Here is a 24,916-nt window from a genome sequence, read left to right as displayed (position 1 = left end):
GAAGACCGGATCAGGCCCGCCTGGTCCGGCTTTGACTGCGAGCGGCGGAGGAAGGCCCAAAGGGGGATGAAGCGTGAAGAAGATTGAGGCGATCATCAAGCCGTTCAAGCTCGACGAAGTAAAGGAAGCGCTGCACGAAGTGGGCGTCAGCGGGATCACCGTCACCGAGGCAAAGGGCTTCGGCCGGCAAAAGGGTCACACCGAATTGTACCGCGGTGCCGAATATGTCGTCGACTTCCTGCCCAAGGTAAAGCTCGAGGTCATCGTCGAGGATTCGATGGCCGAACGCGTCGTGGAGGCGATCGCTGCGGCGGCGCAGACCGGCCGCATCGGCGACGGGAAGATCTTCGTCATCCCGGTCGAAACGGCGCTGCGCATCCGCACCGGCGAACGCAACGAGGATGCGCTTTAATCTTTCGCACTTTTCCAGACCTCAACCATCCCCGGTACGCCGGACCATTTCGCAAGAAGGAAGCATAGACCATGGCTACGAAGCCCAAGGATATCATCGCGCGGATCAAGGAAAACGACATCGAGTGGGTCGACCTGCGTTTCACCGACCCCAAGGGCAAGTGGCAGCACCTGACGATGGTCGCCTCGGTCCTCGGCGAGGATGAACTCGAAGACGGGCTGATGTTCGACGGCTCTTCGATCGAAGGCTGGAAGGCGATCAACGAGAGCGACATGATCCTCAAGCCCGACCTCGACGCGGTCTATGACGATCCCTTCTCGGCCACCCCGATGCTCGTCATCTTCTGCGACATCGTCGAACCGTCGACCGGCGAAGGCTATTCGCGCGACCCGCGCACCACGGCGAAGCGCGCCGAGGCCTATGTCGCCTCGACCGGTATCGGCGACACCGTCTATGTCGGCCCCGAAGCCGAATTCTTCATGTTCGACGACGTCCGTTTCGAAACCGGCTACAACAAGTCGGGCTTCGAGATCGACGATATCGAACTGCCGACCAACACCGGTCGCAGCTATGAGGGCGGCAACCTCGGCCATCGTCCGCGCGCCAAGGGCGGCTATTTCCCCGTCGCGCCGGTCGACAGCGCCGTCGATATCCGCGCCGAAATGGTCTCGACGATGCTCGAACTCGGCCTGCCGTGCGACAAGCATCACCACGAAGTCGCCGCCGCGCAGCACGAGCTGGGCCTGACCTTCGGCACGCTCACCGAAACCGCCGACCGCATGCAGATCTACAAATATGTCGTGCACCAGGTCGCGCACGCTTACGGCAAGACCGCAACCTTCATGCCGAAGCCGATCAAGGACGACAACGGCAGCGGCATGCACACCCACATCTCGATCTGGGAAAAGGGCAAGCCGCTCTTCGCGGGCAATGGCTATGCCGGCCTTTCGGACATGTGCCTCTATTTCATCGGCGGCGTCATCAAGCACGCGAAGGCCTTGAACGCCTTCACCAACCCGACGACGAACAGCTACAAGCGCCTCGTCCCGGGCTTCGAAGCGCCGGTGCTGCTCGCCTATTCGTCGCGCAACCGTTCGGCCTCGTGCCGTATCCCTTATGGTGCGGGCGCCAAGGCTAAGCGCGTCGAGTTCCGCTTCCCCGACGCGATGGCCAACCCCTATCTCTGCTATTCGGCGTTGCTGATGGCGGGCCTCGACGGCATCCAGAATAAGATCCACCCCGGCGACGCGATGGACAAGAATCTTTACGACCTGCCGCCCGAGGAACTGAGCGAAGTCCCGACCGTCTGCGGCAGCTTGCGCGAAGCGCTCGACAGCCTGATGGCTGACCATGACTTCCTGCTCAAGGGCGACGTGTTCAGCAAGGACCAGATCGAAGCCTATGTCGAGCTCAAGTGGAGCGAAGTCTATCGCTTCGAACAGACCCCGAGCCCGGTCGAATTCGACATGTACTACAGCGCCTGACCTTTGGGGGGCTTTGTAGGGGGGGCGTCCGGTTCGGGGGGAACCGGGCGCCCCTTTTCTTTTCGGGATCAGGGCGGCCCCATCATTCCGCGGCGCCCCGCGGCGACAAAGCTCGCCAGCAGGAATACTCCGAACGTCGCCGAGATGAGGTCGAGCGGGTGCGGCCCTGCCACCAGCCCCGCAGCCGCGCCGCCGCCCCAGACGACGCACATCGCAATCAGGATATTGCCCGCGATTGCCGAAGCATCGAGCGTCAGCTGCCGCCAAAGCTCGTCGAGGCTTCGCCACATGAGGATAGACACGGCGGTGCCCGCCACCAGCAGTGCCACCAAAATCCAGAACGCCGCCGCCGCCGTTACAGGTCCAGCAGCGCCGTCGACCGTCGCATAGGCGAGCAGGAACAGCGCCGCGCCGACCGCGACACAGGTCAGCGAACTACCCGCCATGCTCCGCCGTTCCTCGACGATTTCCTCGGCATCGGCGAAATTGAGCATTCGTTGCCCGAGCAATCGGGGCGCGAGAACGCCCACGCCGACGAACGCGCCCATCAGGAAATAGATAAAGCCGACGCCGGCCAAGACGATCTGCGACGCTTGCCAGTGAACGCCCGACTGCCCCGCGATCAGTTCCATCGCGACCAGCATGCCGCCGCCGCCAGCGACCGCGCCGGCGCCCGCTTGCAGAGCCAATTTGCGCCACGATGCAGCCGGGGTTGCCTGTGTCGTCATGTCCATGTCTCCGCTACCCAATGGTCAATAAACAACTCGCGCACCTCGAGCCCGAACAGCCCGGCCATGCGCAGCGCCAGCGGCAGGCTGGGGTCGTATTTGTCGGTCTCGACCGCATTGATCGTCTGCCGGGAGACGCCGAGGCGGCGCGCCAGTTCGCCCTGGCTCCACCCGGCGCCTTCCCGAAACTCGCGCACCCGATTTTCCACCCGCCATTCCTTCGCCTGTAAAGAGTTCTTTACATCGCTCCGGCTTCGCCTGTCAAACACTCTTTACAGGTGCGCGGCTTGCCTTGAACGCATGGCGGTTGCCCGCTTGCTCCGGCGGCAGCGCCGGGCCACAAAGGGATCGCCTACAGGAGTCTCCCCCCGATGAAATTCATGCCGCTCGCCGTCCTTGCCGCTTCGTTCGCCTTCGTTGCGCCGGTGCAGGCGAAGCTGAGCCCCGCTGAGGCGAAGATGGCAAAGACGGTCGCCGCCGAACAGGACCGCAGCCTCGCGCTGCTCGAAAAACTGGTCAACCAGAACAGCGGCTCGCAGAATCTCGCGGGCGTCGAAAAGGTCGGGCAGATGATGCGCGCCGAACTCGAACCGCTCGGTTTCACGGTGACATGGAAACCGATGACCGATACCGGCCGCGCCGGCCACCTGATCGCGACGCACACCGGCAAGCCGGAAGGCAAGCGCCTGCTGCTGATCGCGCATCTCGACACGGTCTTCGAACCCGACTCGCCGTTCCAGAAATTCGTCCGCAAGGGCGATATGGGAGAGGGGCCGGGTGCGGGCGACGACAAGGGCGGGATGGTCGTCGTCGTCGCCGCGCTGCGCGCGATGTACGCCGCGGGGACGCTGAAAGGCGCCAATATCGAATTTCACATGACCGGCGACGAAGAGGATGCGGGCCTGCCGATCGAAAAGGCGCGCGCCGATCTGGTCGCGGCTGGCCGGCGTAGCGACGTTGCGCTCGATTTCGAAGGGCTCGTGCGCGATAATGGCGCCGACATGGGCTCGATCGCGCGCCGCTCGTCGGATAGCTGGACCGTTACCGCGACCGGCAAGAGCGCGCATAGTTCGGGCATTTTCAGCGCCGCGGCGGGCGACGGTGCGATCTATGAACTCACGCGCATCATCCATCGCTTCCGCACCGAATTGCCCGAGCCCAACCTGACCTTCAACGTCGGGCTGATCGCGGGCGGACAGGAAGCGACGCTCGATGCGGGGGGCATTCGCGCCACCGCGAATGGCAAGACCAACATCATCGCGCCGATCGCGATCGCGCGCGGTGACCTGCGCGCGCTGTCGCCCGAACAGATCGAACGGGTCAAAGCGAAGATGGCGGCGATCGTCGCCGACCACGCCCCGGGTACCGATGCCAAGATCGGTTTCGACCCCGGCGGTTATCCGTCGATGGCGCCGACCGACGGCAATCGCGCGCTGCTGGCGAAGCTTAACACCGTCAACCGCGACCTCGGCCTCGCCGAAATGGCGCCGCTCGATCCGCTCAAGCGCGGCGCCGGCGACATCAGCTTCGTCGCCGCCGACGTCGATGGGCTTGCGGGGCTCGGGCCCTATTCGACCGGCGACCATGCGCCCGGCGAAGCCGTCGATATCCCGAGCATCGCGCGGCAGGCGACGCGAGCCGCGATCCTGATGTCGCGGCTCGCTACCGAAATTCGATGATCATATAATTTTCAATTTCGCTCGGCTTGATTCATTTGCCGAAGCGACTAGGTAGCAATCCAAGACGTAATTTCACGCCGATGGGAGACAGATGATGAGCGATACCGAAACACACCTGAAACAAAATTACATCGGCGGCCGCTGGGTCGACAGCAAGGGCGGCAAGCTCCACGACGTCATCAATCCCGCGACCGAGGAGGCGGCGTCGACCGTCGTGCTCGGCACCGCGGCCGATGTCGACGATGCCGTCGCGGCCGCGAAAGAGGCCTTCAAGACCTTCTCGCAGACGACGCGCGAGGAACGGCTCGACCTGCTGAACCGCATCGTCGAGGAATATAAGAAGCGCGGCGCCGATCTCGCCAAATCGATGGCGAGCGAAATGGGCGCCCCGGTCAGCTTCGCGGGCACGGCGCAGGTCGGCGCCGGCATCGGTGGCTTCCTCGGCACCATTGCCGCGCTCAAGGATTTCCAGTTCACCGAACAGCATGGCGCGAACAAGGTCGTTTACGAGCCGATCGGCGTCGTCGGCATGATCACGCCGTGGAACTGGCCGCTCAACCAGATCGCATTGAAGGTCGCTCCGGCGCTCGCCGGCGGCAATACGATGGTGCTGAAGCCTTCCGAAGAATGCCCGGGCAATGCCGTGATCTTCGCCGAAATCCTCGAAGCGGCGGGCGTTCCCGCGGGCGTCTTCAACCTCGTCCAGGGCGACGGTCCGACCGTCGGCAATGCGATCTCGTCGCACCCGGGGATCGAGATGGTGAGCTTCACCGGCTCGACCCGCGCCGGCATCCTCGTCGCCAAGGCCGCCGCCGACACCGTCAAGCGCGTCCATCAGGAACTCGGCGGCAAGTCGCCGAACATCGTCCTGCCGGGCGCCGATCTGGCCGCGGTGCTGCCGCCGACGGTGTCGGGCGTGCTCGTCAACACCGGCCAGAGCTGCATCGCCCCGACGCGCATCCTCGTCCAGAAGGACGAGGCACAGGCGGCGGTCGGCGTGATCAAGGCGATGTTCGACGGGACGAGCGTCGGCGACCCGCAGGCGGAGGGCGCGCATATCGGCCCCGTCGTCAACAAGGCGCAGTTCGACAAGATCCAGGGCCTGATCCAGTCGGCGATCGACGAAGGCGCGACGCTCGAAACCGGCGGCACCGGCCTGCCCTCGAACGTCAACCGCGGCTATTATATCAAGCCGACCGTCTTCTCGGGCGTCACCCCCGACATGCGGATCGCCAAGGAGGAAATCTTCGGTCCCGTCGCGACGGTGATGGCCTATGACAGCCTCGACCAGGCGGTCGATATCGCCAACGACACCGAATATGGCCTGTCGGCGGTGATCTCGGGCGACCCGGCGAAGGCGGCAGACGTCGCCCCGAAACTGCGGGCCGGCATGGTCGCGGTCAACGCCTGGGGCCCCGGCCCGGGCGCGCCGTTCGGCGGCTACAAGGCGTCGGGCAACGGCCGCGAAGGCGGCCTGTTCGGCCTCAAGGACTTCATGGAAGTGAAGGCGATCAGCGGTATTCCGGTGTAATATCTCCCCTCCCGCTTGCGGGAGGGGTCGGGGGAGGGCCTGTGGCGCCACGAACCCTCCCCACTGCGACTAGCGAGCAAGCTCGCAAGTCTCGCTGCCCCTCCCGTAAACGGGAGGGGTTTTTCTTTGTGCGTCGCCCAGCTAAGCGCCCCCGATGACCACCCGTTCGCCGCTCGCCCCCGACTCGTTTCCGGCCCTCCCCGACATCGCCGGGGTGACGCGCCGCGTCGCGCGGGCGCAGTACAAGAATTGGGACCGCTGCGATCTCACCTATGTCGAACTGGCTCTCGGCACGACGGTCGCGGGCGTGTTCACGCGCAACGTCTGCTGCTCGTCCGAGGTCGAACTCGGCCGCGAACAGGTCAAGGGCGGTGCCGGCCGCGCGCTGATCGTCAACGCGGGCAACAGCAATGCCTTTACCGGCTATCGCGGGCGCGAGGCGGTCGAGCAGATCATGGAACAGGTCGCCGGCCATCTCGGCTGCGATGCGAACGAGGTGTTCGTCAGTTCGACCGGCGTCATCGGCGTGCCCTTGCCCAAGGACAAGGCGCGCGCCGGGGTTGCGGCGGCGCTCACCGCCACGCCCTGCTCGTGGGAAGCCGCCGCCGAGACGATCTGCACCACCGACACCTTCGCCAAGGGGGCGGGCGCCAGCGCGGTCGTCGGCGACACCACCGTCCATGTTGCCGGGATCGTCAAGGGATCGGGGATGATCGCGCCCGACATGGCGACGATGCTCGGCTATATCTTCACCGACGCCGCGGTCGCCCCCGAACTGCTGCAGGCGATGCTCAGCGAGGCGACCGGCGGCAGCTTCAACAGCATCACCGTCGACAGCGACACCTCGACCAGCGACACGGTGCTGCTCTTCGCGACCGGGCAGGCGGGCAACCCGCTTCTTGCATCATGGGACGATGCCGGCGCCGATGCGCTCTACGCGGCGATCCGCGCCGTCGCGCTCGACCTCGCGCAGCAGGTGGTGCGCGACGGCGAGGGTGCGTCGAAATTCATCGAGGTGCAGGTGAGCGGTGCCGAGAGCGACGACAGTGCGAAGCGTATCGCGCTCGCCATCGCCAACTCGCCGTTGGTCAAGACCGCGATCGCGGGCGAGGACGCGAACTGGGGCCGCGTCGTGATGGCCGTGGGTAAGGCGGGCGAACCCGCCGACCGCGATCGCCTCGCGATCCGCTTCGGCGATCATTGGGTGGCGAAGGACGGCTTGCCCGTCGACGGTTATGACGAAGCGCCCGTCGCGGCGCATCTCAAGGGACAGAACATCCGCGTCGGCGCCGACCTCGGGCTCGGCGAAGGCCGCGCGACCGTCTGGACCTGCGATCTGACGCACGGTTACATCAGCATCAACGCCGATTATCGGAGCTGATCCCCAATAGAATCGTCATCCCGGACTTGATCCGGGGTCCATAGCCAGCGATGTCAGCATGGATCCCGGATCAAGTCCGGGATGACGAAAGAGGGATTATAGCGCGCCTTCGAGCCAGCCCTTGAGCGCGCTCTTCGGTGCCGCGCCGACCTTGGTGTCGGCGATCTCGCCATTCTTGAACAGGATCATCGTCGGGATGCCGCGCACGCCATATTTGGCGGGGGCATTCGGGTGATCGTCGATGTTGAGCTTGGCGATCACCACCTTGCCGCCGAGTTCGTCCGAAATCTCTTCGAGCGCCGGGCCGATCATCTTGCACGGGCCGCACCATTCGGCCCAGAAATCGACGAGCACGGGGGTGTCGCTGTCGAGGACATCGGCCTGAAAGCTGTCGTCGCTGATTGCCTTGGTACCCATAGTCTCAAACTCCTGAAAATCCGTTGCACCCAAGCTAAGGCGTCGGCGCCCCAGGCTCAAGGGTCGAACCCGGCAAATTCGCCTTGGTTGCCAGCAAGCCCGGCTTGTGCGCATCGAGCAGCGCGTCGTCGAGGGCGATCAGGCGCGGCGCGGCGGTGTAAAGCAAGGCCGCATCGACGCGCCAGCCGGGAAAGATCGCGCGCAGCGCATCGCGATACGCCGCCATCTGGCGCAGATAGGTCGGCGCGACGGCGGCCGCGCTGTCCGGCACCTGCCGCCCCGTCTTGTAATCGATCACCATCACCGCATCCGCCGTCACCACCAGCCGGTCGACGATCCCCGCCACCACCATGCCGTCGACGATGGCCGACAAGGGCACTTCGGCGAGGCTTCCCGGTTCGAACAGCGCGGCGTGCGCCGGGGCCTCGATCACCGCGAGCACCTCGTCGGCCATCGCCGCCCGCTGCGTGTCGTTAAGATCGGGTGCCTGCGCGGCCAGCCAGCGCAGCGCGGCGTCGCGGCGCCGGTCGGGCGCCACCGGCGGCAGCCGCTCGAACAGCGCGTGGAGCCATACGCCGCGCTCGGCGGCTGCGGCGCGCGCGACGCCCTGCGGCGCCACCGCGACATCGTCCTCGCCGAGCGCCGACGGGGCGAGCGGGCGCGGCGGGCGCGCTTCCTCTGGCGCGGGGCGATGCGCCCATTCGGGCAGGACGAGCGGCGGCGGCGCGGCCCTCGCGGCCTTTTCCTTCTTCGCCCATTTGCCCGCATTGGCGCGGTGGACACGGCGCTGGCCCCAGACCGGCCCCGCTTCCTCCCACGCGCTGCCCATGTCCGCCAGCACCGCCTCGACCGCGCCGTGCCAGCTCGCCTCGGGGATGCTCCGGTCGGGCTTTTTCGTCGTGCCCGCGACGACCAGTATTTCCTCGGCGCGCGTCATCGCGACGTAGAACAGCCGCCAATGCTCCTCCGACGCCGCCGCCGCCGCGCGCTGATACGCGTCAGCCAGCGCCCCGTGGCGTTCGTCGCCGGGTACGGCGAAGACGGGCAATTTCTCCCACCCCGCGACGTCGACGGTGAAGGGGCGGTGGCCGATCCCCGGATCGTCGGTCGCATCGGCAAGGATGACGATCGGCGCCTGCAAGCCTTTCGATCCGTGCACCGTCATCACCCGCACGACGTCGCTGCGCGCCTCGGTCTGGCGCTTGACGTCGGCGCCGCTGCTCTCGACCGCGGTGAGGAAGCCGAGCAGCGATACCGTTTCGCGCTGCTCGAAGGCGAGCGCCTGACCCAGCAGTTCGTCGACCGGGTCGCGTGCTTCGCGCCCCAGCCGCGCATACAGCTTCCGTCGCCCGTCGATCGTCCCCGACAGGATCGTCTCGAGGAACCGGAACGGCGTGGTGAAATCGGCCATGCCGAGCAGGTGGCGCAGCGCCGCCATCGTCGCCGCCGGAATATCGCCCTCGGTGGCACGCAGATGCTCCCACAGCGCCGCGCGCCCGCGTCCGTGCGTACGCGCGTAAAGCTCGTCCTGCGTCCAGCCGATCAGCGGCGAGACGAGCAGCGCCGCGAGATTGAGGTTGTCGAGTGGCTGCACCGCAAAGCGCATTGCCGCGAGCAAATCCTGTACCGCCAGCGGCTGGGTCAGCGTAAAGCGGTCGACGCCCGCCACCGGGACGTGCAGCGCCTGCAACCGCGCGACGATCCGCGCCGCGAGGTCGCGGCGGCGGCGGACGAGGATCATGATGTCGCCGGGCGAAACGGGGCGCCCGTCCTTGCCATTGTCGCCGGGCGAAACGGGGCGCCCGTCCTTGCCATTGTCGCCGGGCGAAACGGGGCGCCCGTCCTTGCCATTGGCGATCCAGTCCTGCACCTCCCCGGCGATCGCGCGCGCGAGCCGCATCGAGGCCGGGTCGGAGGCGGGGGTGCCGCTGTCGGCGCCGCCCTCGTCGCCCTCGGCTTCTTCGGATTCGGCATCGAGCGCCTTGCCGACCGGAAGCGGCGCCCACAGCTCGACCTGCCCGGCGTGGCTCGACCGGAACGGATGGTGCGGCGGCTCGTCGCCGTCGAGCCCCATCGCCGCTGCGCCGCCGGCTGCGAGCCACGCGTCGGCGACCGCGAGCACCGCCGGGGTCGAACGATAGTTGGAGACGAGATCGACCTGCCGGAACGGCTGACCGCCGATCTCGCCCATCGCGTGGAACATGTCGCGCGCGGTCGCGAACGCCTTGGGCTCGGTGCCCTGAAAGCCGAAGATTGCCTGCTTGCGGTCGCCGACGGTGAACAGCGTGCGGATGCGCTCGTCCTTTGCGCCGACGCCGGCGAAAAACTCCTCGGCCATCGACAGCACGATGCCCCACTGGCGCATATTGGTGTCCTGCGCCTCATCGACGAGGATATGGTCGGTGCGCTGGTCGAGCTTGAAGCGCACCCATTCGCCGAAGCTGCTGATCCGCAGCAAACTCCCCGCCAGCGTGATCAGGTCGTCGAAATCGGCGAGCCCCGCCTCGCGCTTGGCGAGCGCATAGGCTTCGGCGAAACGGCTGCCGAGCTTCCATGCCGCCGCCAGTTCGTCGGCGACGCGCATCGCCGTCGCGGTCGCGAGCAGGGCCTGCGCGGCGTCGACGATGCGCACCGCGCTGTCGACGCAATCGGTCATCTTGCCCTTATCGCCACCGAAATCGGCCCGCAGCTCGCCCTTGCCGGTCAGGAAGCGGCCGAGCAGGTCGGGCAGCATCGCGGCGCGGCCGGCGGTGTCGGCGATCAGCCAGCCGACCATGAAGTCCGAACAGGCCTCGCCCGTCTTTGTCCCCCACGCCGCGCCGCTTGTCGCCACCGCCTTGATATCTTCGTCGCTGATCGCGCCCGCGGCGACCTCGCCTGCGACCCACGCATCGGGGTCGCCGCCCGGCAGGTCGAACGCCGCCCGCAAATCATGCGCGGCGGGCGGCAGCATCGCGCGCGGCCCGCCGAACGCCGCGGCACAGCGCGCCAGGAAGGACAGCGCCGCATCTTGCCCCAGCCGCCGCGACAGCATGGCCGCCACGTCGCGCAGTTCCTCTTCGTCGCCTCTCAGAAGTTCGCCGAGGACCTGCCGCTGCAGCGCCGCCGCTTCATCCTCCTCGATCGCGCGGAAGCCCGGCAGCAGCTTCGCTTCGAGCGGGAAGCTCGCGAGCAACGTCTGGCAGAAGGCGTGGATCGTCTGCACCCGGATCGTGCCGCCGGGACTGTCGATCACGGTGGCGAACAGCGATCGCGCCCGCTTCATCAGCCCCGGCCGGTCCCAGTCGAGCCCCAGCGCGCGAAGGTCGAGCCGCAGGTCGCCGTCGTCCATCCGCACCCACGCCGCGAGCCGCTCGTGGATGCGGTGCGCCATCTCGGCGGCGCCCGCCTTGGTGAAGGTGATGCAGAGGATCGCCTCGGGTGAGACCCCATCGAGCATCAGCCGCAGCACCCGCGCCGACAGCACCTGCGTCTTGCCCGTGCCCGCCGACGCGCCCAGCCAGACATGGCTTTCGGGGTCGGCGGCGGCGCCCTGCCGCGGGTCGAGTTCGGCGAGGCCGGAGGGTTTCGCCATCAGTCCGCCTCGCCCCGCCCGAACCATTCGTCGCGGCGCATCAACTGGTCGTAATCGCCGTAGCCGCGGACATCGCCCGGCACGAAGGGTGCGTCGCCGAACAGATAGAGCGCGGCGAGCTCGGCGAGCGCGTCGCTCGCATGGTCGATCGTCTGTTCGGCGCTCTTGAGGTCGCTCCGCGAACCATAGGTGTTCGAGATTTTCCCGGCGCCGCCGGCGCGGCGGTCGGGGCGCAGGCTCCAATATTCGAGGGCATCGACCGGCGCCGCGGCAATATCCTTCATCCCGCCGCGCTGTGCGATCAGGCCGAGCAGGCCAAGCTGGCTGTCGAGCTTGTTGAACGCCGCTTTCGCGCTCGGCGCGCCGCCCGATTTATAATCGACGATCGCCAGGCCGCCGCCGTCCGTCCGGTCGATACGGTCGGCCTTGCCGTGCAGGGTGAGGCCGTCGACGACGATCTCGCCCGACGTCTCTACCGCCAGCGGCTCGCGTCCTTCGGCGTTCCAGACCTGTGCGGCGGCCCAGCGCAGCGCGGGCTCGATGCGCGGCAGCCAGAAGGCGCGCGCGATTTCATCGAGCGCCGGGTCGGCGCCGAGCGCGGCGAGTTCTGCCTCGAAGCCGTCGCGCGTCGCGCCGCCGCGCACCCAATCCTCGAACAATTTATGGACGCGCGTCCCGCGCCAGCGCGGGTCGGGCGCGGCGCTCAGCGGGTCGAGTGCCGACAGGCCGAGCATGCGGTCGGCATAGAAAGCGAAGGGATCGCGCGCCAGCCTATCGACTCCGGTGACGCTAATCCGGCGCGGCCGGTCGGCGGCGGGTGGCCGCGGCGCGGGCCTAGCGACCGGCTGCGGATCGCCGCTCGGCACGTCGAGCATCGTCGCCAGCCGGGTCAGCGGCACCCCGCCCGGCGCCGGTTCGGGCAGGTCGCCGGCCAGCGCCGACAGCCGCAGCCAGAAGCGCGACGCAACGACCGGATCGCCGCCGCTCCGCGCCGCGCGCGTCACGACGATCTCGCGCGCGCCGAGTGCGCCGGCGAAGTCGTGCGCCGCCATCCCCTGCTGCCGTTCGGGCGCGGGCAGGCCGAGCAGGCGGCGGATGCCGGGCGCGAGCCACGGGTCGGGCTGCGTTGCGGCGGGCCAGCGCCCCTCGTCGAGCCCGCCGAGGATCATCAAGTCGGCGCGCTGCAACCGCGCCTCGAGCAGCCCCCAGATGAACAAGCGCGGATGCCCCCCGTAGGGCGGCCGCACGCTCGCCTGCGTCAGAAGCTGCCCCAGCATCGCGGGAAACTCGGCCGGATCGACCAGCGCGGGACCGTCGCCGCGCGCGAGCGTCCACTGGTCGAACAGCTCGGCGAGCGCCCGTCCTGCCGGCCCCGTCCAGACCGCGTCGCCGCTCAGCCATTCGAGCGCGCCCTGCAGCGCCGCCAACAAGGTGGCGGGCAGCGTCTGCCCCGCCGCGAACGGCGCCAGCATCGCGCCGAACGCCGACAGTTCGTCCCACCACGGCGCCAGCTCCGCCGCCAGCCCGTGGCCGCGCGCCTTCGGGTCGGCGGCGCGCGCCGCGATCCGCGCCGACACCCCGTCCCAATCCGGTGCCAGCCCGGGCTCGCGCAGGATCAGATCGAGCCGCCGTACCTGATCGAGCCACGTCGTCCGCCCTTCGCCCTTGCGGACCAGCGGGTGGCCGAGCAGCGCGATCAGCGCCACCGGATCGAAGCTCGCTGCGAGTTCGGCGAGCAGCAGCAACAGCGCCCCCGGTGGCGTGCGCGACAACGGCTGCCCGGCGCTGTCGTCGACGTTTATCTCCCAGCGCGCGAGCGCCGCCGCGACGCGTTCGGCCAGCCCGCGGTCGGGGGTCACCAGCGCCGCGGTGCGCCCCGGCGTCTCGACCGCCTCGCGCATCAGCAGCGCGATCCCCTGCGCCTCCTGCCCGTCGTCGGCGAAGACGGCGCCCGCGATCCCCGCGGTCGCCGCCGAGAGGTCGCCCGCCGTCTGCCATTGGCCGGTGAAATCGGCGGGAGCGAAGAGCAAGGAGACGAACGCCGCGCGCGCTTCGGGTCCGTCGAAATCCGACCCCGCGTCCCACGCCCGGACCTCCTCGCGTGCCACCCCCATCCGGTCGAGCAGCAGCTTCAGATGATATTGCGGGTGCGTCTCAATCGGGCGCGCCGGATCGCCGGGGTCCGGCCGCGCCGGTCCCAGCGCGTGCCATTCCTCGGCCGCCATCCCGCAATCGACGCCGGGCAGCACGACCATGCCGCGCTCCAGATCGGCGACGGTGCGCAGCAGCCGCGCGATTGCCGGCGCGGCGGTAGTGATCCCCGCCGCGACCACAAAGGGCGCGGGCGGGGCGCTGCGCCACGCCGCCGTCACCCTTTGAAGCAAGCGGTTGCGGCGCGCCGCGCGGTCGATATGTCCGGTCGCCGCCAGCACCGCGGGCCAATGGTCGACGAGGATGCGCAGCCGGGCGAGCGACGCCTGCCAGTGGCCGGCAAAGGCGCCGAGGTCGAGGTCGACGAGCGCCGAAACCGGCACCTCCTCATAATGGAGCTGGTCGATCGCGCGCGCCAGCCCGTCGGCAAGCTGGAACGCCGCCGCACCGCGGATCGGCGCTTCGCCCGCGGGCGTATGCCGCTCGATCAAATCGGCGAGGAGCAGGCGGCGGCGCAGCGTATCGATCGCCGGGGGGATCGGCTCGGCGGCGTCGATCGCATCGAGCGCAATCCCGATCGATTCGTCGAGGTCGGCGTCGCCGATCACCGCCAGCCGCGGCATCAGCAGCCCGGCGCCGCCGGCGCGGACGAACGCCGCCTGCACCGCGCTCTTGGCGCGGTTGCTCGGCAGCAGGATCAATCCTTCCGCGAGCCCCAGCGCGCCATCGGCAAAGCGCGCGATCAATCCGGCGACAAGCGCGTCGGCAAAGGCCCGATGGACCGGGATCGAGAAGACGTCGGGTTTGGCGTCAGCCATCCGTCAGCGCGGCTTCGGTCGGCGCGATGCTCGCGGGGGTGCCGACATCGAACCACTGGCCCATGTGCGACAGGCCGAACAGCCTCCCCGCCGCGATCGCGCGGTCCCACAGGATGTTGGTCGAAAACGGCCCCTCGGGCGCGCCTTCGAGCAGGCGCGGCGAGACGAGCTGGATGCCGGTATAGACAAAAGGGGCGACATGCCCAGGCTTGCGCCGCGACAGCCGGCCCGCCGGGTCCATGTGGAAATCGCCGCGGCCGCCGTGCCCGCTGGCGCTTGCCTGCCGGATCACCAGCAACAGCGCGTCCATCCGGTCGCCGTCCCAGTGACGCGCGAGGTGGCGGATGCTGTCTTCGGGCCCATCGGTCCAGATATTGTCGCTGTTGACGATCAGGATCGGATCGCCGCGGAGCTGCGGCAGCGCCTTGACCATGCCGCCGCCGGTTTCGAGCAATTGCGCGCGCTCGTCCGAAATCGCGATGCTGAACGGCCGCTTCTGCGCCGCAAGATGCGCCTCCAGCGCGTCGGCGAGATAATGGACGTTGACCACGACATGGCCGATGCCCGCTGCCGCGATCCGGTCGAGGCTGTGGTCGATCAGCGCCTTGCCCGCGACGCGCACCAGCGGCTTCGGCCGGGTGGCAGTCAGCGGCCGCATCCGCTTGCCGATCCCCGCCGCCATCACCATCGCGCTTTCGATTTTCGCCGTCACTTCCACGCCTCCGCCCGCTTCGAAGCGGGGACATTGGCGTCGAACCATTGCCGGACGGCGACAAGCGCCGGATGCGCCAGATCGCGTTCGAGCAGCCCCCACATGCGCGGCTGGAAACTCCGGTAATGCGGCTTGTTGTCGCGTTTCCACAGCCGCACGAAGACGCCGAGGATGCGCGTGTTGCGCTGCGACGCGAGCGCCCAATAGGCGCTCTCGATATCCTGCCCGGTCGCCGCCTGATACCGCGCGAGCATCTCGGACTCGATCGCCGGGGTCACGTCGCGCCGCGCATCCTCGAGCACCGAGGCAAGGTCATAGGCGGGATGGCCGACCAGCGCGTCCTGGAAATCGAGCAGCCCGTAATGGGCGATGCCGTCCTGCCCTGCGACCAGCATGATATTTTCGGCATGGAAATCGCGCAGCACCGTGACGCGCGGCAGGCCGTCGCGTTCGACCGGGGTCAAGGCCTCTTCCCACGCGGCGCGAAACGCATCGCGGTCGACCTCGATATCGAGGGCAGGGCAGTACCAGTCGGTGAACAGCATCACCTCGTCCAGCCATTGATCGAGCCCGTGCACCGGCAGCCCGTCCATCGGCGGCTGCGCATGGAGATGGACGAGCAGGTCGGTGACCCCGGCATAATAGCCGGCTTCCTTGTGAAGCGCGGCATCGACCGTTTCGCGCAGCCGGACATCGCCGAAATCCTCGATCAGCAGCAGGCCTTGCGCCAGGTCGCGGGCGATGATCGTCGGCGCGTTCAATCCCCGTCCGCACAGATATTCGGCGATCGCGATGAAGGGGCGCGGGTCCTCGTGCGGCGGCGGCGCATCCATCAGCACCGCCTGCCGGCCTTCGCCCACGACGCGGAAATAGCGGCGGAAGGAAGCATCGCCGGCGAGCGGCAAAATCCGGGCGTCGCCCCAGCCATGCGCGGCGAGGAAAGCCGGGGCATGGGCGGGCGGAATCATCGAAGCGGCCATCGCGCTTCCCAAGCGGGCGGCACCGATGCTGTCAAGACGCGCGCGTCGCCGCTGCCCGAAATCGTCAGCGTCAGCGTATCGGGCCAGCCGCCCGGGCCCAGCCGGTCGGGCCATTCGATGAGCAGCGCGCCGTCGTACAGATAATCGTCGAGCCCCAGTTCGATCAGCTCGCTTTCGTCCTCGATGCGATAAAGGTCGACATGCGCGATGGCGAGATCGACTTCGGGCGGCGCATAGGGCTGGACGATCGCAAAGGTCGGGCTCGGCGCTTCGCCCGCGAGCCCGCGCGCCTTCAGCATCGCGCGCGCCAGCGTCGTCTTGCCGGCGCCAAGGTCACCCTCCAGCGCCACGACATCGCCGGGCCGCAGCGCCGCGCCGATCGCGGTGCCGAAGCGTTCGGCGTCGGCAAGCGGGTAGTCGTAACGATGGACGGTCATGCGCCCCGCGGCAGGCTGATCCGCACCATCGTGCCCTGACCCTTTTCGCTCAGCACCTCCATCGTCCCGCCGTGCGCCGCGACGAGCTGACGCGCGAGCGCGAGGCCGATGCCGCCGGTCGCGGTCCCCGCCTGCTCGCCCTTGGCGACCGCCGCGGCGGCTTCGGGCATGCCGGGGCCGTTGTCGGAGACGATGATATCGACGCCGCGCGCGTCGCCGTCGGCATGAAGCAGCACGCGCCCGCCCGTCTTGCGCGCCGGGGCGGTAAAGCGCACGGCATTGTCGAGCAGCCCCGCGACCAGCCGCGACAGCCGCGGCGCGTCGCCATCGATGCTGCCGAGGGTCGCCGACATATTGCCGACCAGCTCGATCTTCTCGGCATCCGCCAGCGGTTTGACGTCGGCCAGCGCCTGATCGAGCAGCGTCCGCACATCGACCGCCGCGCGTTCGATCGCCAGCGTGCCGGCTTCGCCCTGCGCAAGGTCGAGCACATTGTCGATCTGACGCCCGAGCACCGCGACCGAATCCATGATCGCGTCGACATAGACCTGCTGCTGGTCGGCGAGCTTGCCGGCGTAGCCCGCCTGCAGCATTTCGCCGAAGCCGCCGATCGAGGTCAGCGGCGTGCGCAGTTCATAGCTCATCCGCGACAGGAAGGCGGTCTTGACCTTGTCAGCCGCTTCCAGCGCCTCGTTGCGTTCGCGCAGCGCGCTTTCCATCCGCCGGCTGTCGCTGACGTCGAGCATGATCAAGAGCGCGTTGCCGTCGGGCAGCGGGATCGAGGCGAAGTCGAAATGGCGTCCGTCGGCAAAGCGGATCTCTCCGGCGCGCTGGGTGCGTTCGAGGGTCGCGGCGCGGATCACCTCCTGCACGATGCTGATCTGGTTGGGCTTGGACAGCCGGTCGGCGAGCCCGCCCATCAGCACGTCGACGCGTGGATGCGCCGCGAGGGTCGGTTCGTCGACCCCCCACAGGCGGCGGAAGCGCTGGTTCCACAGATGGAGGCGGCCGTCGGGCGCGAACACCGCGATCGCCTCGAACAGATTGTCGAAGGTCGCGGTGCGCACGCGCAGCAGCGTGTCGCGCGTCGAGGCGAGCTGCACCTGTTCGGTGCGATCCTCGGCGATCAGCAGTAGCCCGCCGTCGGGGGTCGGTTGCGCGACGACATGCAGGTGCGTCCCGTCGCGCAGCAGCCAGTCCTCTTCGACGGCGCCCGTGCTGGCGAACCAGTCGACATGCGCCTGCCGCCATTCGGGAAAATCGCGCACTTCGGGGGTCCGCCCGCTGTCGCGCCACGCGTCGAGCAGGCGCGCGAGGGGCCGGGCTTCGCCCACATCTTCGGGTTCGAGCGCGAACAGGCGGCGGAAGGGCTGGTTGGCGAAGACAAGGCCCTGATCGGGGCCGAATTGCGCGACCGCGGCCGACAATCGGTCGAGCAGTTCGCGCTGGGTATCGGCGAAGCGGCGGTGCGCGCCGCGTTCGCTTTCCAGTTCCTGGACGTCGATCGCATAGCCGGCGATGCCGATGACGCGGCCGCCTTCGGGCGCCAGCGGCACGTCGACGACGCGCATGATACGCCGTTCGCCCTCGATCGTCACCGGGATCGTTCGCATCTGCGCCGCTCCGGCGAGGCGGGCCTGCTCGGCGGCTTCGCCGGCGCTGACTCCGGCAACGGGTTCGCACAATTCGATCCTGGCCTCGATCACCGCCGCCGCGCTCTTCGCCTCGACCGCGCGCACATAGGCGCGGTTGACCAGCGCCAGGCCGAGACTGGTGTCGCGGAACCACATCGGGAAGGGCGCTGCCTCGATCAGCCCCGACAAGGCTTCGAAGGCGCCCATCGCCTCGTCGCGTTCGCTGCGCGCCTGCGCCAGTGCCTGCTGGCCGTCGGTCGCGTCGCTCAACCATAAGAGGACGCTGCCCGGGCCGCCGACCGCCTGCGGCGCCGCGGCGCCGTGAATGACGATCGTCCGGCTGCCGCCCTGCGGCTTCAGGCTCAGCATGAACGGCTTGGCGCCGCGCTGTGCGCCGAGGATCGCCTGCCGCAGCGCGTCATGCCCCTCGGGATCGAGCCCGGAATCGAGACCGCGCAATTCGTCGAAATTGCGCGGGCCCCGGCTGATGCCGAGCCAGCGGCCCAGCCGCTCGCTCGCCTCGATGCGCCAGTCGCTGCGGACGATGACGGGCAGGTAGGGCGACGCCTCGACCAGGCTCGCCAGCCGTTCGGTCTGTCCGGCGACGAACGCCGAGCGGCGCTGCATCGCGATGCCGCGCCCGACCGCCCACAGTCCGGCGAGCAGCCATAGCGCCGCGAACAGCCCGAGCGCGAACAAGAGGGTCGGGGAAAGCGATCCGCTCATCCCGCCCCGGTGCTTCGTTTGTCAGGATATCCCGCGCGCATGATCGCTTGCCCTAAAGGCGATGGAGTCATGTTTCAATCGCATGTCACAGCGAAACGGCGCGCAACATCGTCCGATGAGCGCGCCGTCCACAATTTCGTTCGTGTTTACGCGACGCGGAAACGTCGCAGCACCGGCCCGCTCCCCCACCCGGCCTCCCATAGGCTACTATCGTCAGGGAGGCCGGGTGGGGGAGCGGGCCGGTGCCGCTTCGCCGTCAGGCGAAGTAATCAATACCGATAATGATCGGGCTTGAACGGCCCTTCGACCGGCACGCCGATATAGTCGGCCTGTTTCTGGGTCAGCTTCGACAGATGCACGCCCAGCTTTTCGAGGTGCAGCGCCGCGACCTTTTCGTCGAGATGCTTGGGTAAGACATAGACGTCGTTCTTGTACTGATCGCTCCGCGTCCACAGTTCGATCTGCGCGAGCGTCTGGTTGGTGAAGCTCGCCGACATCACGAACGACGGGTGACCCGTCGCGTTGCCGAGGTTCACGAGGCGGCCCTTCGACAGGATGATGATCTGCTTGCCATCGGGGAATTCGACCAGGTCGACCTGCGGCTTCACCTCGGTCCACTTGTAGTTCGCGAGCGCTGCGATCTGGATCTCGCTGTCGAAGTGGCCGATGTTACAGACGATCGCCATATTCTTCATTGCCGCCATATGTTCGGCGGTGATGACGTCAGCGTTGCCCGTCGCGGTGACGAAGATGTCCGAACGCTTCACGGCTTCGTCCATCGACACGACCTCGAACCCTTCCATCGCCGCCTGCAGCGCGCAGATCGGATCGATTTCGGTGACGAGGACGCGGGCGCCGCCATTGCGGAGCGACTGCGCCGAGCCCTTGCCGACATCGCCGAAGCCGGCGACGGTCGCGACCTTGCCCGCCAGCATCACGTCGGTGCCGCGGCGGATCGCGTCGACGAGCGACTCCTTGCAGCCATAGAGATTGTCGAACTTCGACTTGGTGACGCTGTCGTTGACGTTGATCGCGGGGAAGGGCAGTTCGCCCTTCTTGGCGATGTGGTACAGGCGGTGGACGCCGGTCGTCGTCTCTTCCGATACGCCCTTGATCGCCTTGACCGTCTTGGTGAGGTAGCCGGGGTTGGCCGCGACGAACGCCTTCAGCGCGCGCTGCATCTCGATCTCTTCTTCATTCTCGGGCGCCGGCATCGTTTCGCCCGCTTCGAGCTTCGCGCCCCACAGCGCGAACATCGTGGCGTCGCCGCCGTCGTCGAGGATCAGGTTGCAGGTCGTGCCATCTTCGACGCCCCAGTCGAAGATGCGGCCGACATAGTCCCAATAATCGGCCAGGCTTTCGCCCTTCACGGCGAACACGGGCACGCCCGACGCGGCGATCGCGGCGGCGGCATGGTCCTGCGTCGAGAAGATGTTGCACGTCGCCCAGCGCACTTCGGCGCCGAGCGCGGTCAGCGTCTCGATCAGTACCGCGGTCTGTATCGTCATGTGCAGCGACCCGGTGATGCGCGCGCCCTTCAGCGGCTGCGCGGCGCCGAACTCGCTGCGCAGCGCCATCAGGCCCGGCATTTCGGTTTCGGCGATGTTGATTTCCTTGCGCCCGAAATCGGCAAGGCCGATGTCGGCGATCACATAGTCACGGCTGTCGGCGGCGAGAGTGGCCACGGTAGAGACTCCTGTAGGTGAATTGCGGCCGCAGGCGAGCGGCCCCGAATTGTCGAGCAATTATGCCTGGCGCCCTAGCGCAAAGCGCGTTCGGTATCAAATATAAACTTTTCTTTATATCCCGAACCCGGCTTGCCGCCCCGAATCTTCCGGGGGCGAATCGCCGACGCAAAAAACCACCCGGCAGCGAAAAAATTTCGCCGGGTCCGATTGTGACAATCGCCGCCGCACATTTGTGACAGCGAGTCGCAAAGCCCAAGATTCTGAAAATCCTGACTTATAATGCGCCCTGCGATGAGCATAATCGGCTTTTGTGACAGCAATGTTACAAACTGCAGAAAACATTGACTTTTTATGATCCCAGCGTGAAAATCACCCCAAGTTTTCGGGGAGATACAAAGAATGAAAAAAATCATGCTGCCGCTCATCGCACTGGCCTTCGCGAGCCCTGCCGCCGCCCAGTCGATCATCGTCGTCACCGGGCCGCAGGCCGATTCGCAGGTCCTGCCGGTCGCCTATTCCGAACTCAAGGCCGGCGAAAATCGGGCTGCGGTCGCCAAGCTCACGGGCGAAACGACGCTCGACTCGCGCGACCCGTCGCGGCTGATCAATCTCGGCACCGCCTATGCGCGCCTTGGCCGCACTGCCGATGCGGCGGCCGCCTATGACGCCGCGATCGACAGCCCGATCCGCTACGATGTCGAACTTGCCAGCGGCCGCTATGTGGATTCGCGCTGGGCCGCGCGCACTGCTCGCGCCAACCTCGATCAGGGCAAGCCGCTGCTCGCGCTCGCGCGCTAAGCCTCGCCGCCTTCCGTGGTCAGGAGCCGGGCGTCCACCCCGGCTTCCGCAAACGCCGCCTGCCACCTTTCAGCAGGCGGCGTTTCAAATAACAGATGGTCGCTGCCCGGGGTCAGGTGCCAGCCGTGGCGGACCATTTCCTCCTCGAGCTGTCCCGGCGACCAGCCGGCATAGCCTAGCGCCACCAGCCAGCGCGACGGGCCGCGCCCTTCGCCGATCGCGCGCAAGATGTCGTGCGAACTCGATACCATGAACCGGTCGCCGACCTGCACCGCGCCTTCGCCGCCCCAATCGCGGCTGTGCAGCACGAAACCGCGTGACGGCTCGACCGGGCCGCCAAGGAAGACCGGCTGATCGAGCGGGTCGGCGTCATGCGCGATTTCAAGCTGGTCGAGCACCGCGCCGACGGTCATCCCGCCGATCGGGTCGGCGATGCCGATCCCCATCGCGCCCTCTTCGTCATGGCTGATCATCGCTATCACCGAATGTTCGAAACGCGGGTCGCCGATGCCGGGCAAGGCCAGCAGCAGCTGGCCGGTGAACCAGGAGGGCGCGGTTTCCATATCGCTACAATGCCCGGCGGCGTGCAAAGGGTCCAGCGCCTTTGCGGTGCCCGGCCGGCTGCACGGCGATAATTTTCCCGGTCGGCTTCCTGTCCTTGACTCGCGCGCCGCGCGCCCCAATGTCTGCCGCGACCAAATCCCCTCAATGAAAAGGATGCCGAGATGACAATCCAGACCGGAGACAAGCTGCCCGAAACGACGCTGGTCAAGGTGACCGAAAACGGTCCCGAACAGGTCAGCACCGCCGATTATTTCAAGGGCCGCAAGGTCGCGCTCTTCTCGGTCCCGGGCGCCTTCACCCCGACCTGTTCGGCCAAGCACCTGCCGGGCTTCGTCGACAAGGCGGCCGATCTCAAGGCCAAGGGCGTCGACGAAATCGTCTGCACCGCGGTCAACGACGCCTTCGTCATGGGCGCATGGGGCAAGAATGCCAATGCCGGCGACAGCGTCACGATGCTCGCTGACGGCAATGGCGACTTCGCCGAAGCGGTCGGTCTGACGATGGACGGCAAGGCGTTCGGCATGGGCAAGCGCGGCCAGCGCTTCTCGATGATCGTCAACGACGGTGTCGTCGAACAGCTCAACGTCGAAGCGCCGGGCGAATTCAAGGTATCTAGCGCCGACCATATGCTCGAACAGCTGTGATGCAATTCAACCCCTCCCCTTCAGGGGAGGGGCAGAGAGACTTGGTCCGGCGATAGCCGGGCCTTAGTCGAGCGGGGTGGGGGCCATCGGCCTTACGCAAGCCAGATGGCCCCCACCCGCTGCAACTAACCAGCAAGCTGGCAAGTTTCGCCGCCCTCCCCTGAAGGGGAGGGCCTGACGATCTCCAACTCTTCCCTTTTGTCACAATTTCGTGCAACAGCGACGCGATGACATCATCATCGCAACCCCGTGAAACCGCCGACCCCGAAACGCTCGTCGAAGCCGTCATCGCCGAACTGCAGGACCGCTTCGCCGCCTCGGTTGCCGCCCTCAAATCCGCCATCGCCGCCTATGTCCAGCACGGCACCTTGCCGCCCGCCGACGCCGCGGCGACCGGGCTGTTTGACTATCCGGCGCTGCGCCTGATCACGACGGGCGAGCGGCTCGAAGGGCAGGCGGGGCACAATCTCGCCTTCGGCCGCATCGAACGCGCGGGCGAATTCGTCACCACGGTGACGCGCCCCGAACTGTTCGCCGATTACCTCCGCGATCAGCTCCTCCTGCTTCTCCGTCACTATGACGTCCGGGTCGAAGTGACGCGGACGGGGCAGCAGATCCCCTTTCCCTATGTGCTCGATGCCAGCGACGGCTCCGACATGGGCGGCGTCACCCCGCTCGAACTCGCGCGCCATTTTCCGACCACCGAGCTCGCCGATATCGGCGACGAGCTCGCCGACGGACTTTTCGGTCTCGATCCGGCGGCGCCGCAGCCGCTCGCGCTGTTCGACGCGCTGCGCACCGATTTCAGCCTCGCGCGCCTCCGCCATTACACCGGTACCGCTCCCGAGCATTTTCAGCGTTACATCCTGTTCACCAACTATCACCGCTACGTCGACGAATTCGTCGCCTGGGCGGGGTCGCAGGTCGGGCAGGGACTCTACACTGCGCTCGCCGGGGCAGCGGGGCTCTATGTCGACCAGTCGGGCGTCAACGCGAGCGCGCTCGTCGCCGACAGCGCGTGGCGGCGGCACCAGATGCCCGCCTATCACCTGATCGCCCCCGACGGCGGCGGCATCACGCTGGTCAACATCGGCGTCGGCCCGTCGAACGCCAAGACGATCTGCGACCATCTCGCGGTCCTGCGGCCCGAGGCGTGGTTGATGATCGGCCACTGCGGCGGCCTCCGGCCCAGTCAGCGGATCGGCGACTATGTGCTCGCGCACGCCTATCTTCGCGATGATCATATCCTCGACAGCGTGCTGCCTCCCGAAATCCCGATCCCGCCGATCGCCGAAGTGCAGGTCGCGCTGGCCGGTGCCGCCGAGGCGGTGTCGGGGACGAGCGGTGCCGACCTCAAGAAACGGATGCGCACCGGCACCGTCGTCACCACCGACGACCGCAACTGGGAACTACGCTATACCGATAGCGCGCTGCGCTTCTCGCAATCGCGCGCCATCGGCATCGACATGGAAAGCGCCACTATCGCCGCGCAGGGCTATCGCTTCCGCGTCCCCTACGGCACCCTGCTCTGCGTCAGCGACAAGCCGCTGCACGGCGAACTCAAGCTGCCGGGGCAGGCGAACCGCTTCTACGAGGAAGCGATCGCCGCGCACCTGCAGATAGGCATCCGCACCTGCGAGATGCTGCGCGACGAGGGCGCCAAGCTCCACAGCCGCAAACTCCGCGCCTTCAACGAACCGCCGTTCCGGTGAGCGGTCCGCGCGCCCTTTCGCGGTCGGTTGCCGGCCGCGTCGCGATCGTCACCGGCGCCGCAAGCGGCATGGGCCGCGCCACCGCGCTGCTCCTCGCGAGTGAGGGCGCGCGGGTCGCTGTCACCGATCTCGACCTTGCCGCCTGCGAAGCGGTGGCAGCCGAGGCCGGCGGCGATGCGCAAGCCTTCGCGCTCGACGTTGCCGACGGCGAGGCGATCAAGCGGATCGTCGCCGTCATCGCCGCGCATTTTGGCGGTATCGACATCCTCATCAACAACGCCGGCGTCTCGAGCTTTGCCCCGCTCGATGCCGGCGACGAATATGAGGCGATCTGGGAATATGAGGCGATCTGGCACCGTGCGATCGCGGTGATGCTGACCGCGCACCAGCGCATGGCCCGAGCCGCGCTGCCGTTCCTCCGAAAAAGCGATGCCGCGCGCATCGTCAACATCGCCTCGACCGAAGGGCTCGGCGCGACGCCGGGCGATACGCCTTATGTCGCCGCCAAGACCGGGGTTACCGGACTGACGCGCGGCCTCGCCGTCGATCTCGGCAAGGAAGCCATTACGGTCAATTGCATCTGCCCGGGCCCGATCCATACCGGCATGACCGACAAGGTGCCCGACGAGGACAAGGCGGTATTCGCGCGGCGGCGCACCGCGCTCCGCCGCTATGGCAACCCCGAGGAAGTCGCGCATATGACGCTCAGCCTCGTGCTGCCCGCCGCGAGCTATATCACCGGCGCGGTAATCCCCGTCGACGGCGGTCTGACGGCGCGCAACGCCTGAACCGCGCCGCCGGGCACAAAACGCAGCTTCGCTGACCCTTAGAATCCGCATCATGCGA

21 protein-coding genes are annotated in these 24,916 nt (G+C 67.6%); 9 read left to right on the top strand and 12 right to left on the bottom strand.

Annotated features, from left to right (window positions below):
• Window positions 1-73: 73 nt before the first annotated feature.
• Together AN936_RS16170 and glnA are read left to right on the top strand one after the other, a co-directional pair.
• The gene (locus AN936_RS16170) at window positions 74-412 is read left to right on the top strand and encodes a P-II family nitrogen regulator (RefSeq protein ID WP_037518110.1); all 339 of its coding nucleotides are present in this window, start codon (window positions 74-76) and stop codon (window positions 410-412) included.
• A 71-nt stretch (window positions 413-483) separates the two neighbouring features.
• Window positions 484-1,896, top strand: coding sequence for a type I glutamate--ammonia ligase (glnA, locus tag AN936_RS16165; protein ID WP_054589008.1), 1,413 nt, complete (start codon window positions 484-486; stop codon window positions 1,894-1,896).
• Window positions 1,897-1,964: 68 nt separating this feature from the next.
• Here the strand turns inward: glnA and AN936_RS16160 are convergent, their stop codons facing one another.
• Both AN936_RS16160 and AN936_RS16155 read right to left on the bottom strand, forming a co-directional pair.
• The gene (locus tag AN936_RS16160; protein WP_149037691.1) at window positions 1,965-2,624 is read right to left on the bottom strand and encodes a hypothetical protein; all 660 of its coding nucleotides are present in this window, start codon (window positions 2,622-2,624) and stop codon (window positions 1,965-1,967) included.
• Window positions 2,621-2,833 (bottom strand): helix-turn-helix transcriptional regulator, encoded by a 213-nt coding sequence (locus AN936_RS16155; protein ID WP_054589006.1) that lies wholly within the window; start codon window positions 2,831-2,833, stop codon window positions 2,621-2,623. Before AN936_RS16155 ends, AN936_RS16160 begins: the two co-directional genes overlap by 4 nt.
• A gap of 171 nt (window positions 2,834-3,004) precedes the next feature.
• On the opposite strand from AN936_RS16155, the gene AN936_RS16150 reads away from it, so the two are divergent.
• From AN936_RS16150 to argJ, 3 genes are all read left to right on the top strand, one after another.
• Window positions 3,005-4,303, top strand: coding sequence for a M20/M25/M40 family metallo-hydrolase (locus tag AN936_RS16150; protein WP_054590349.1), 1,299 nt, complete (start codon window positions 3,005-3,007; stop codon window positions 4,301-4,303).
• A 91-nt stretch (window positions 4,304-4,394) separates the two neighbouring features.
• Complete coding sequence (locus AN936_RS16145; RefSeq protein ID WP_054589005.1) at window positions 4,395-5,834, top strand: aldehyde dehydrogenase family protein; 1,440 nt, start codon at window positions 4,395-4,397, stop codon at window positions 5,832-5,834.
• Between the two features lie 154 nt (window positions 5,835-5,988).
• Window positions 5,989-7,215, top strand: a complete 1,227-nt coding sequence (gene argJ, locus AN936_RS16140; protein WP_054589004.1) for a bifunctional glutamate N-acetyltransferase/amino-acid acetyltransferase ArgJ — start codon at window positions 5,989-5,991, stop codon at window positions 7,213-7,215.
• A gap of 96 nt (window positions 7,216-7,311) precedes the next feature.
• Here argJ and trxA read toward each other — a convergent pair whose 3' ends face one another.
• From trxA to AN936_RS24755, 9 genes are all read right to left on the bottom strand, one after another.
• The gene (gene trxA, locus AN936_RS16135) at window positions 7,312-7,632 is read right to left on the bottom strand and encodes a thioredoxin TrxA (RefSeq protein WP_054589003.1); all 321 of its coding nucleotides are present in this window, start codon (window positions 7,630-7,632) and stop codon (window positions 7,312-7,314) included.
• Between the two features lie 34 nt (window positions 7,633-7,666).
• Entirely contained in the window at window positions 7,667-11,206 is a 3,540-nt protein-coding gene (addA, locus tag AN936_RS16130; protein ID WP_054589002.1) for a double-strand break repair helicase AddA, read from the bottom strand.
• On the bottom strand, window positions 11,206-14,175 hold the full coding sequence (gene addB / locus AN936_RS16125) for a double-strand break repair protein AddB (RefSeq protein WP_054589001.1): 2,970 nt from the start codon (window positions 14,173-14,175) through the stop codon (window positions 11,206-11,208). The genes addA and addB overlap by 1 nt, the downstream gene beginning before the upstream one ends.
• Window positions 14,168-14,887: a nucleotidyltransferase family protein gene (locus tag AN936_RS16120; RefSeq protein WP_234715602.1), complete on the bottom strand. Its 720-nt coding sequence runs from the start codon at window positions 14,885-14,887 to the stop codon at window positions 14,168-14,170. The genes addB and AN936_RS16120 overlap by 8 nt, the downstream gene beginning before the upstream one ends.
• Window positions 14,884-15,855 (bottom strand): aminoglycoside phosphotransferase family protein, encoded by a 972-nt coding sequence (locus AN936_RS16115; RefSeq protein ID WP_054590348.1) that lies wholly within the window; start codon window positions 15,853-15,855, stop codon window positions 14,884-14,886. The genes AN936_RS16120 and AN936_RS16115 overlap by 4 nt, the downstream gene beginning before the upstream one ends.
• Window positions 15,852-16,304 carry a tRNA (adenosine(37)-N6)-threonylcarbamoyltransferase complex ATPase subunit type 1 TsaE gene (gene tsaE / locus AN936_RS16110; RefSeq protein WP_054588999.1) on the bottom strand — a complete coding sequence of 151 codons (453 nt, stop codon included), beginning with the start codon at window positions 16,302-16,304 and terminating at the stop codon, window positions 15,852-15,854. Before tsaE ends, AN936_RS16115 begins: the two co-directional genes overlap by 4 nt.
• Window positions 16,301-18,664 (bottom strand): PAS domain-containing sensor histidine kinase, encoded by a 2,364-nt coding sequence (locus AN936_RS16105; protein ID WP_054588998.1) that lies wholly within the window; start codon window positions 18,662-18,664, stop codon window positions 16,301-16,303. The genes tsaE and AN936_RS16105 overlap by 4 nt, the downstream gene beginning before the upstream one ends.
• A 269-nt stretch (window positions 18,665-18,933) precedes the next feature.
• On the bottom strand, window positions 18,934-20,349 hold the full coding sequence (gene ahcY / locus AN936_RS16100) for an adenosylhomocysteinase (protein WP_054588997.1): 1,416 nt from the start codon (window positions 20,347-20,349) through the stop codon (window positions 18,934-18,936).
• Window positions 20,350-20,423: 74 nt separating this feature from the next.
• Window positions 20,424-20,777, bottom strand: coding sequence for a hypothetical protein (locus tag AN936_RS24755; RefSeq protein ID WP_158500104.1), 354 nt, complete (start codon window positions 20,775-20,777; stop codon window positions 20,424-20,426).
• On the opposite strand from AN936_RS24755, the gene AN936_RS16095 reads away from it, so the two are divergent.
• A complete protein-coding gene (locus AN936_RS16095; RefSeq protein ID WP_234715601.1) occupies window positions 20,764-21,150 on the top strand; it encodes a hypothetical protein in 387 nt (128 codons plus the stop codon). The two genes, AN936_RS24755 and AN936_RS16095, sit on opposite strands and share 14 nt — an antisense overlap.
• On the opposite strand, the gene AN936_RS16090 is transcribed toward AN936_RS16095, so the two are convergent.
• Window positions 21,147-21,713, bottom strand: coding sequence for a YqgE/AlgH family protein (locus AN936_RS16090; protein ID WP_054588995.1), 567 nt, complete (start codon window positions 21,711-21,713; stop codon window positions 21,147-21,149). The two genes, AN936_RS16095 and AN936_RS16090, sit on opposite strands and share 4 nt — an antisense overlap.
• Before the next feature lie 162 nt (window positions 21,714-21,875).
• Here AN936_RS16090 and AN936_RS16085 point away from each other — a divergent pair, with 162 nt between their 5' ends.
• The 3 genes from AN936_RS16085 (at window position 21,876) to AN936_RS16075 (ending at window position 24,858) form a co-directional block, all read left to right on the top strand.
• The gene (locus tag AN936_RS16085; protein WP_054588994.1) at window positions 21,876-22,358 is read left to right on the top strand and encodes a peroxiredoxin; all 483 of its coding nucleotides are present in this window, start codon (window positions 21,876-21,878) and stop codon (window positions 22,356-22,358) included.
• A gap of 227 nt (window positions 22,359-22,585) precedes the next feature.
• Window positions 22,586-24,070, top strand: a complete 1,485-nt coding sequence (locus tag AN936_RS16080) for an AMP nucleosidase (RefSeq protein ID WP_054588993.1) — start codon at window positions 22,586-22,588, stop codon at window positions 24,068-24,070.
• Window positions 24,067-24,858, top strand: a complete 792-nt coding sequence (locus tag AN936_RS16075) for an SDR family NAD(P)-dependent oxidoreductase (RefSeq protein ID WP_054588992.1) — start codon at window positions 24,067-24,069, stop codon at window positions 24,856-24,858. Before AN936_RS16080 ends, AN936_RS16075 begins: the two co-directional genes overlap by 4 nt.
• Window positions 24,859-24,916: the final 58 nt, after the last annotated feature.

This window comes from Sphingopyxis macrogoltabida (genome assembly GCF_001307295.1).
In the GTDB taxonomy this organism is placed as follows: domain Bacteria; phylum Pseudomonadota; class Alphaproteobacteria; order Sphingomonadales; family Sphingomonadaceae; genus Sphingopyxis; species Sphingopyxis macrogoltabida_B.
Note: the sequence above shows the minus strand (reverse complement) of the source record. Positions and strands in the feature narration are given on the sequence as shown.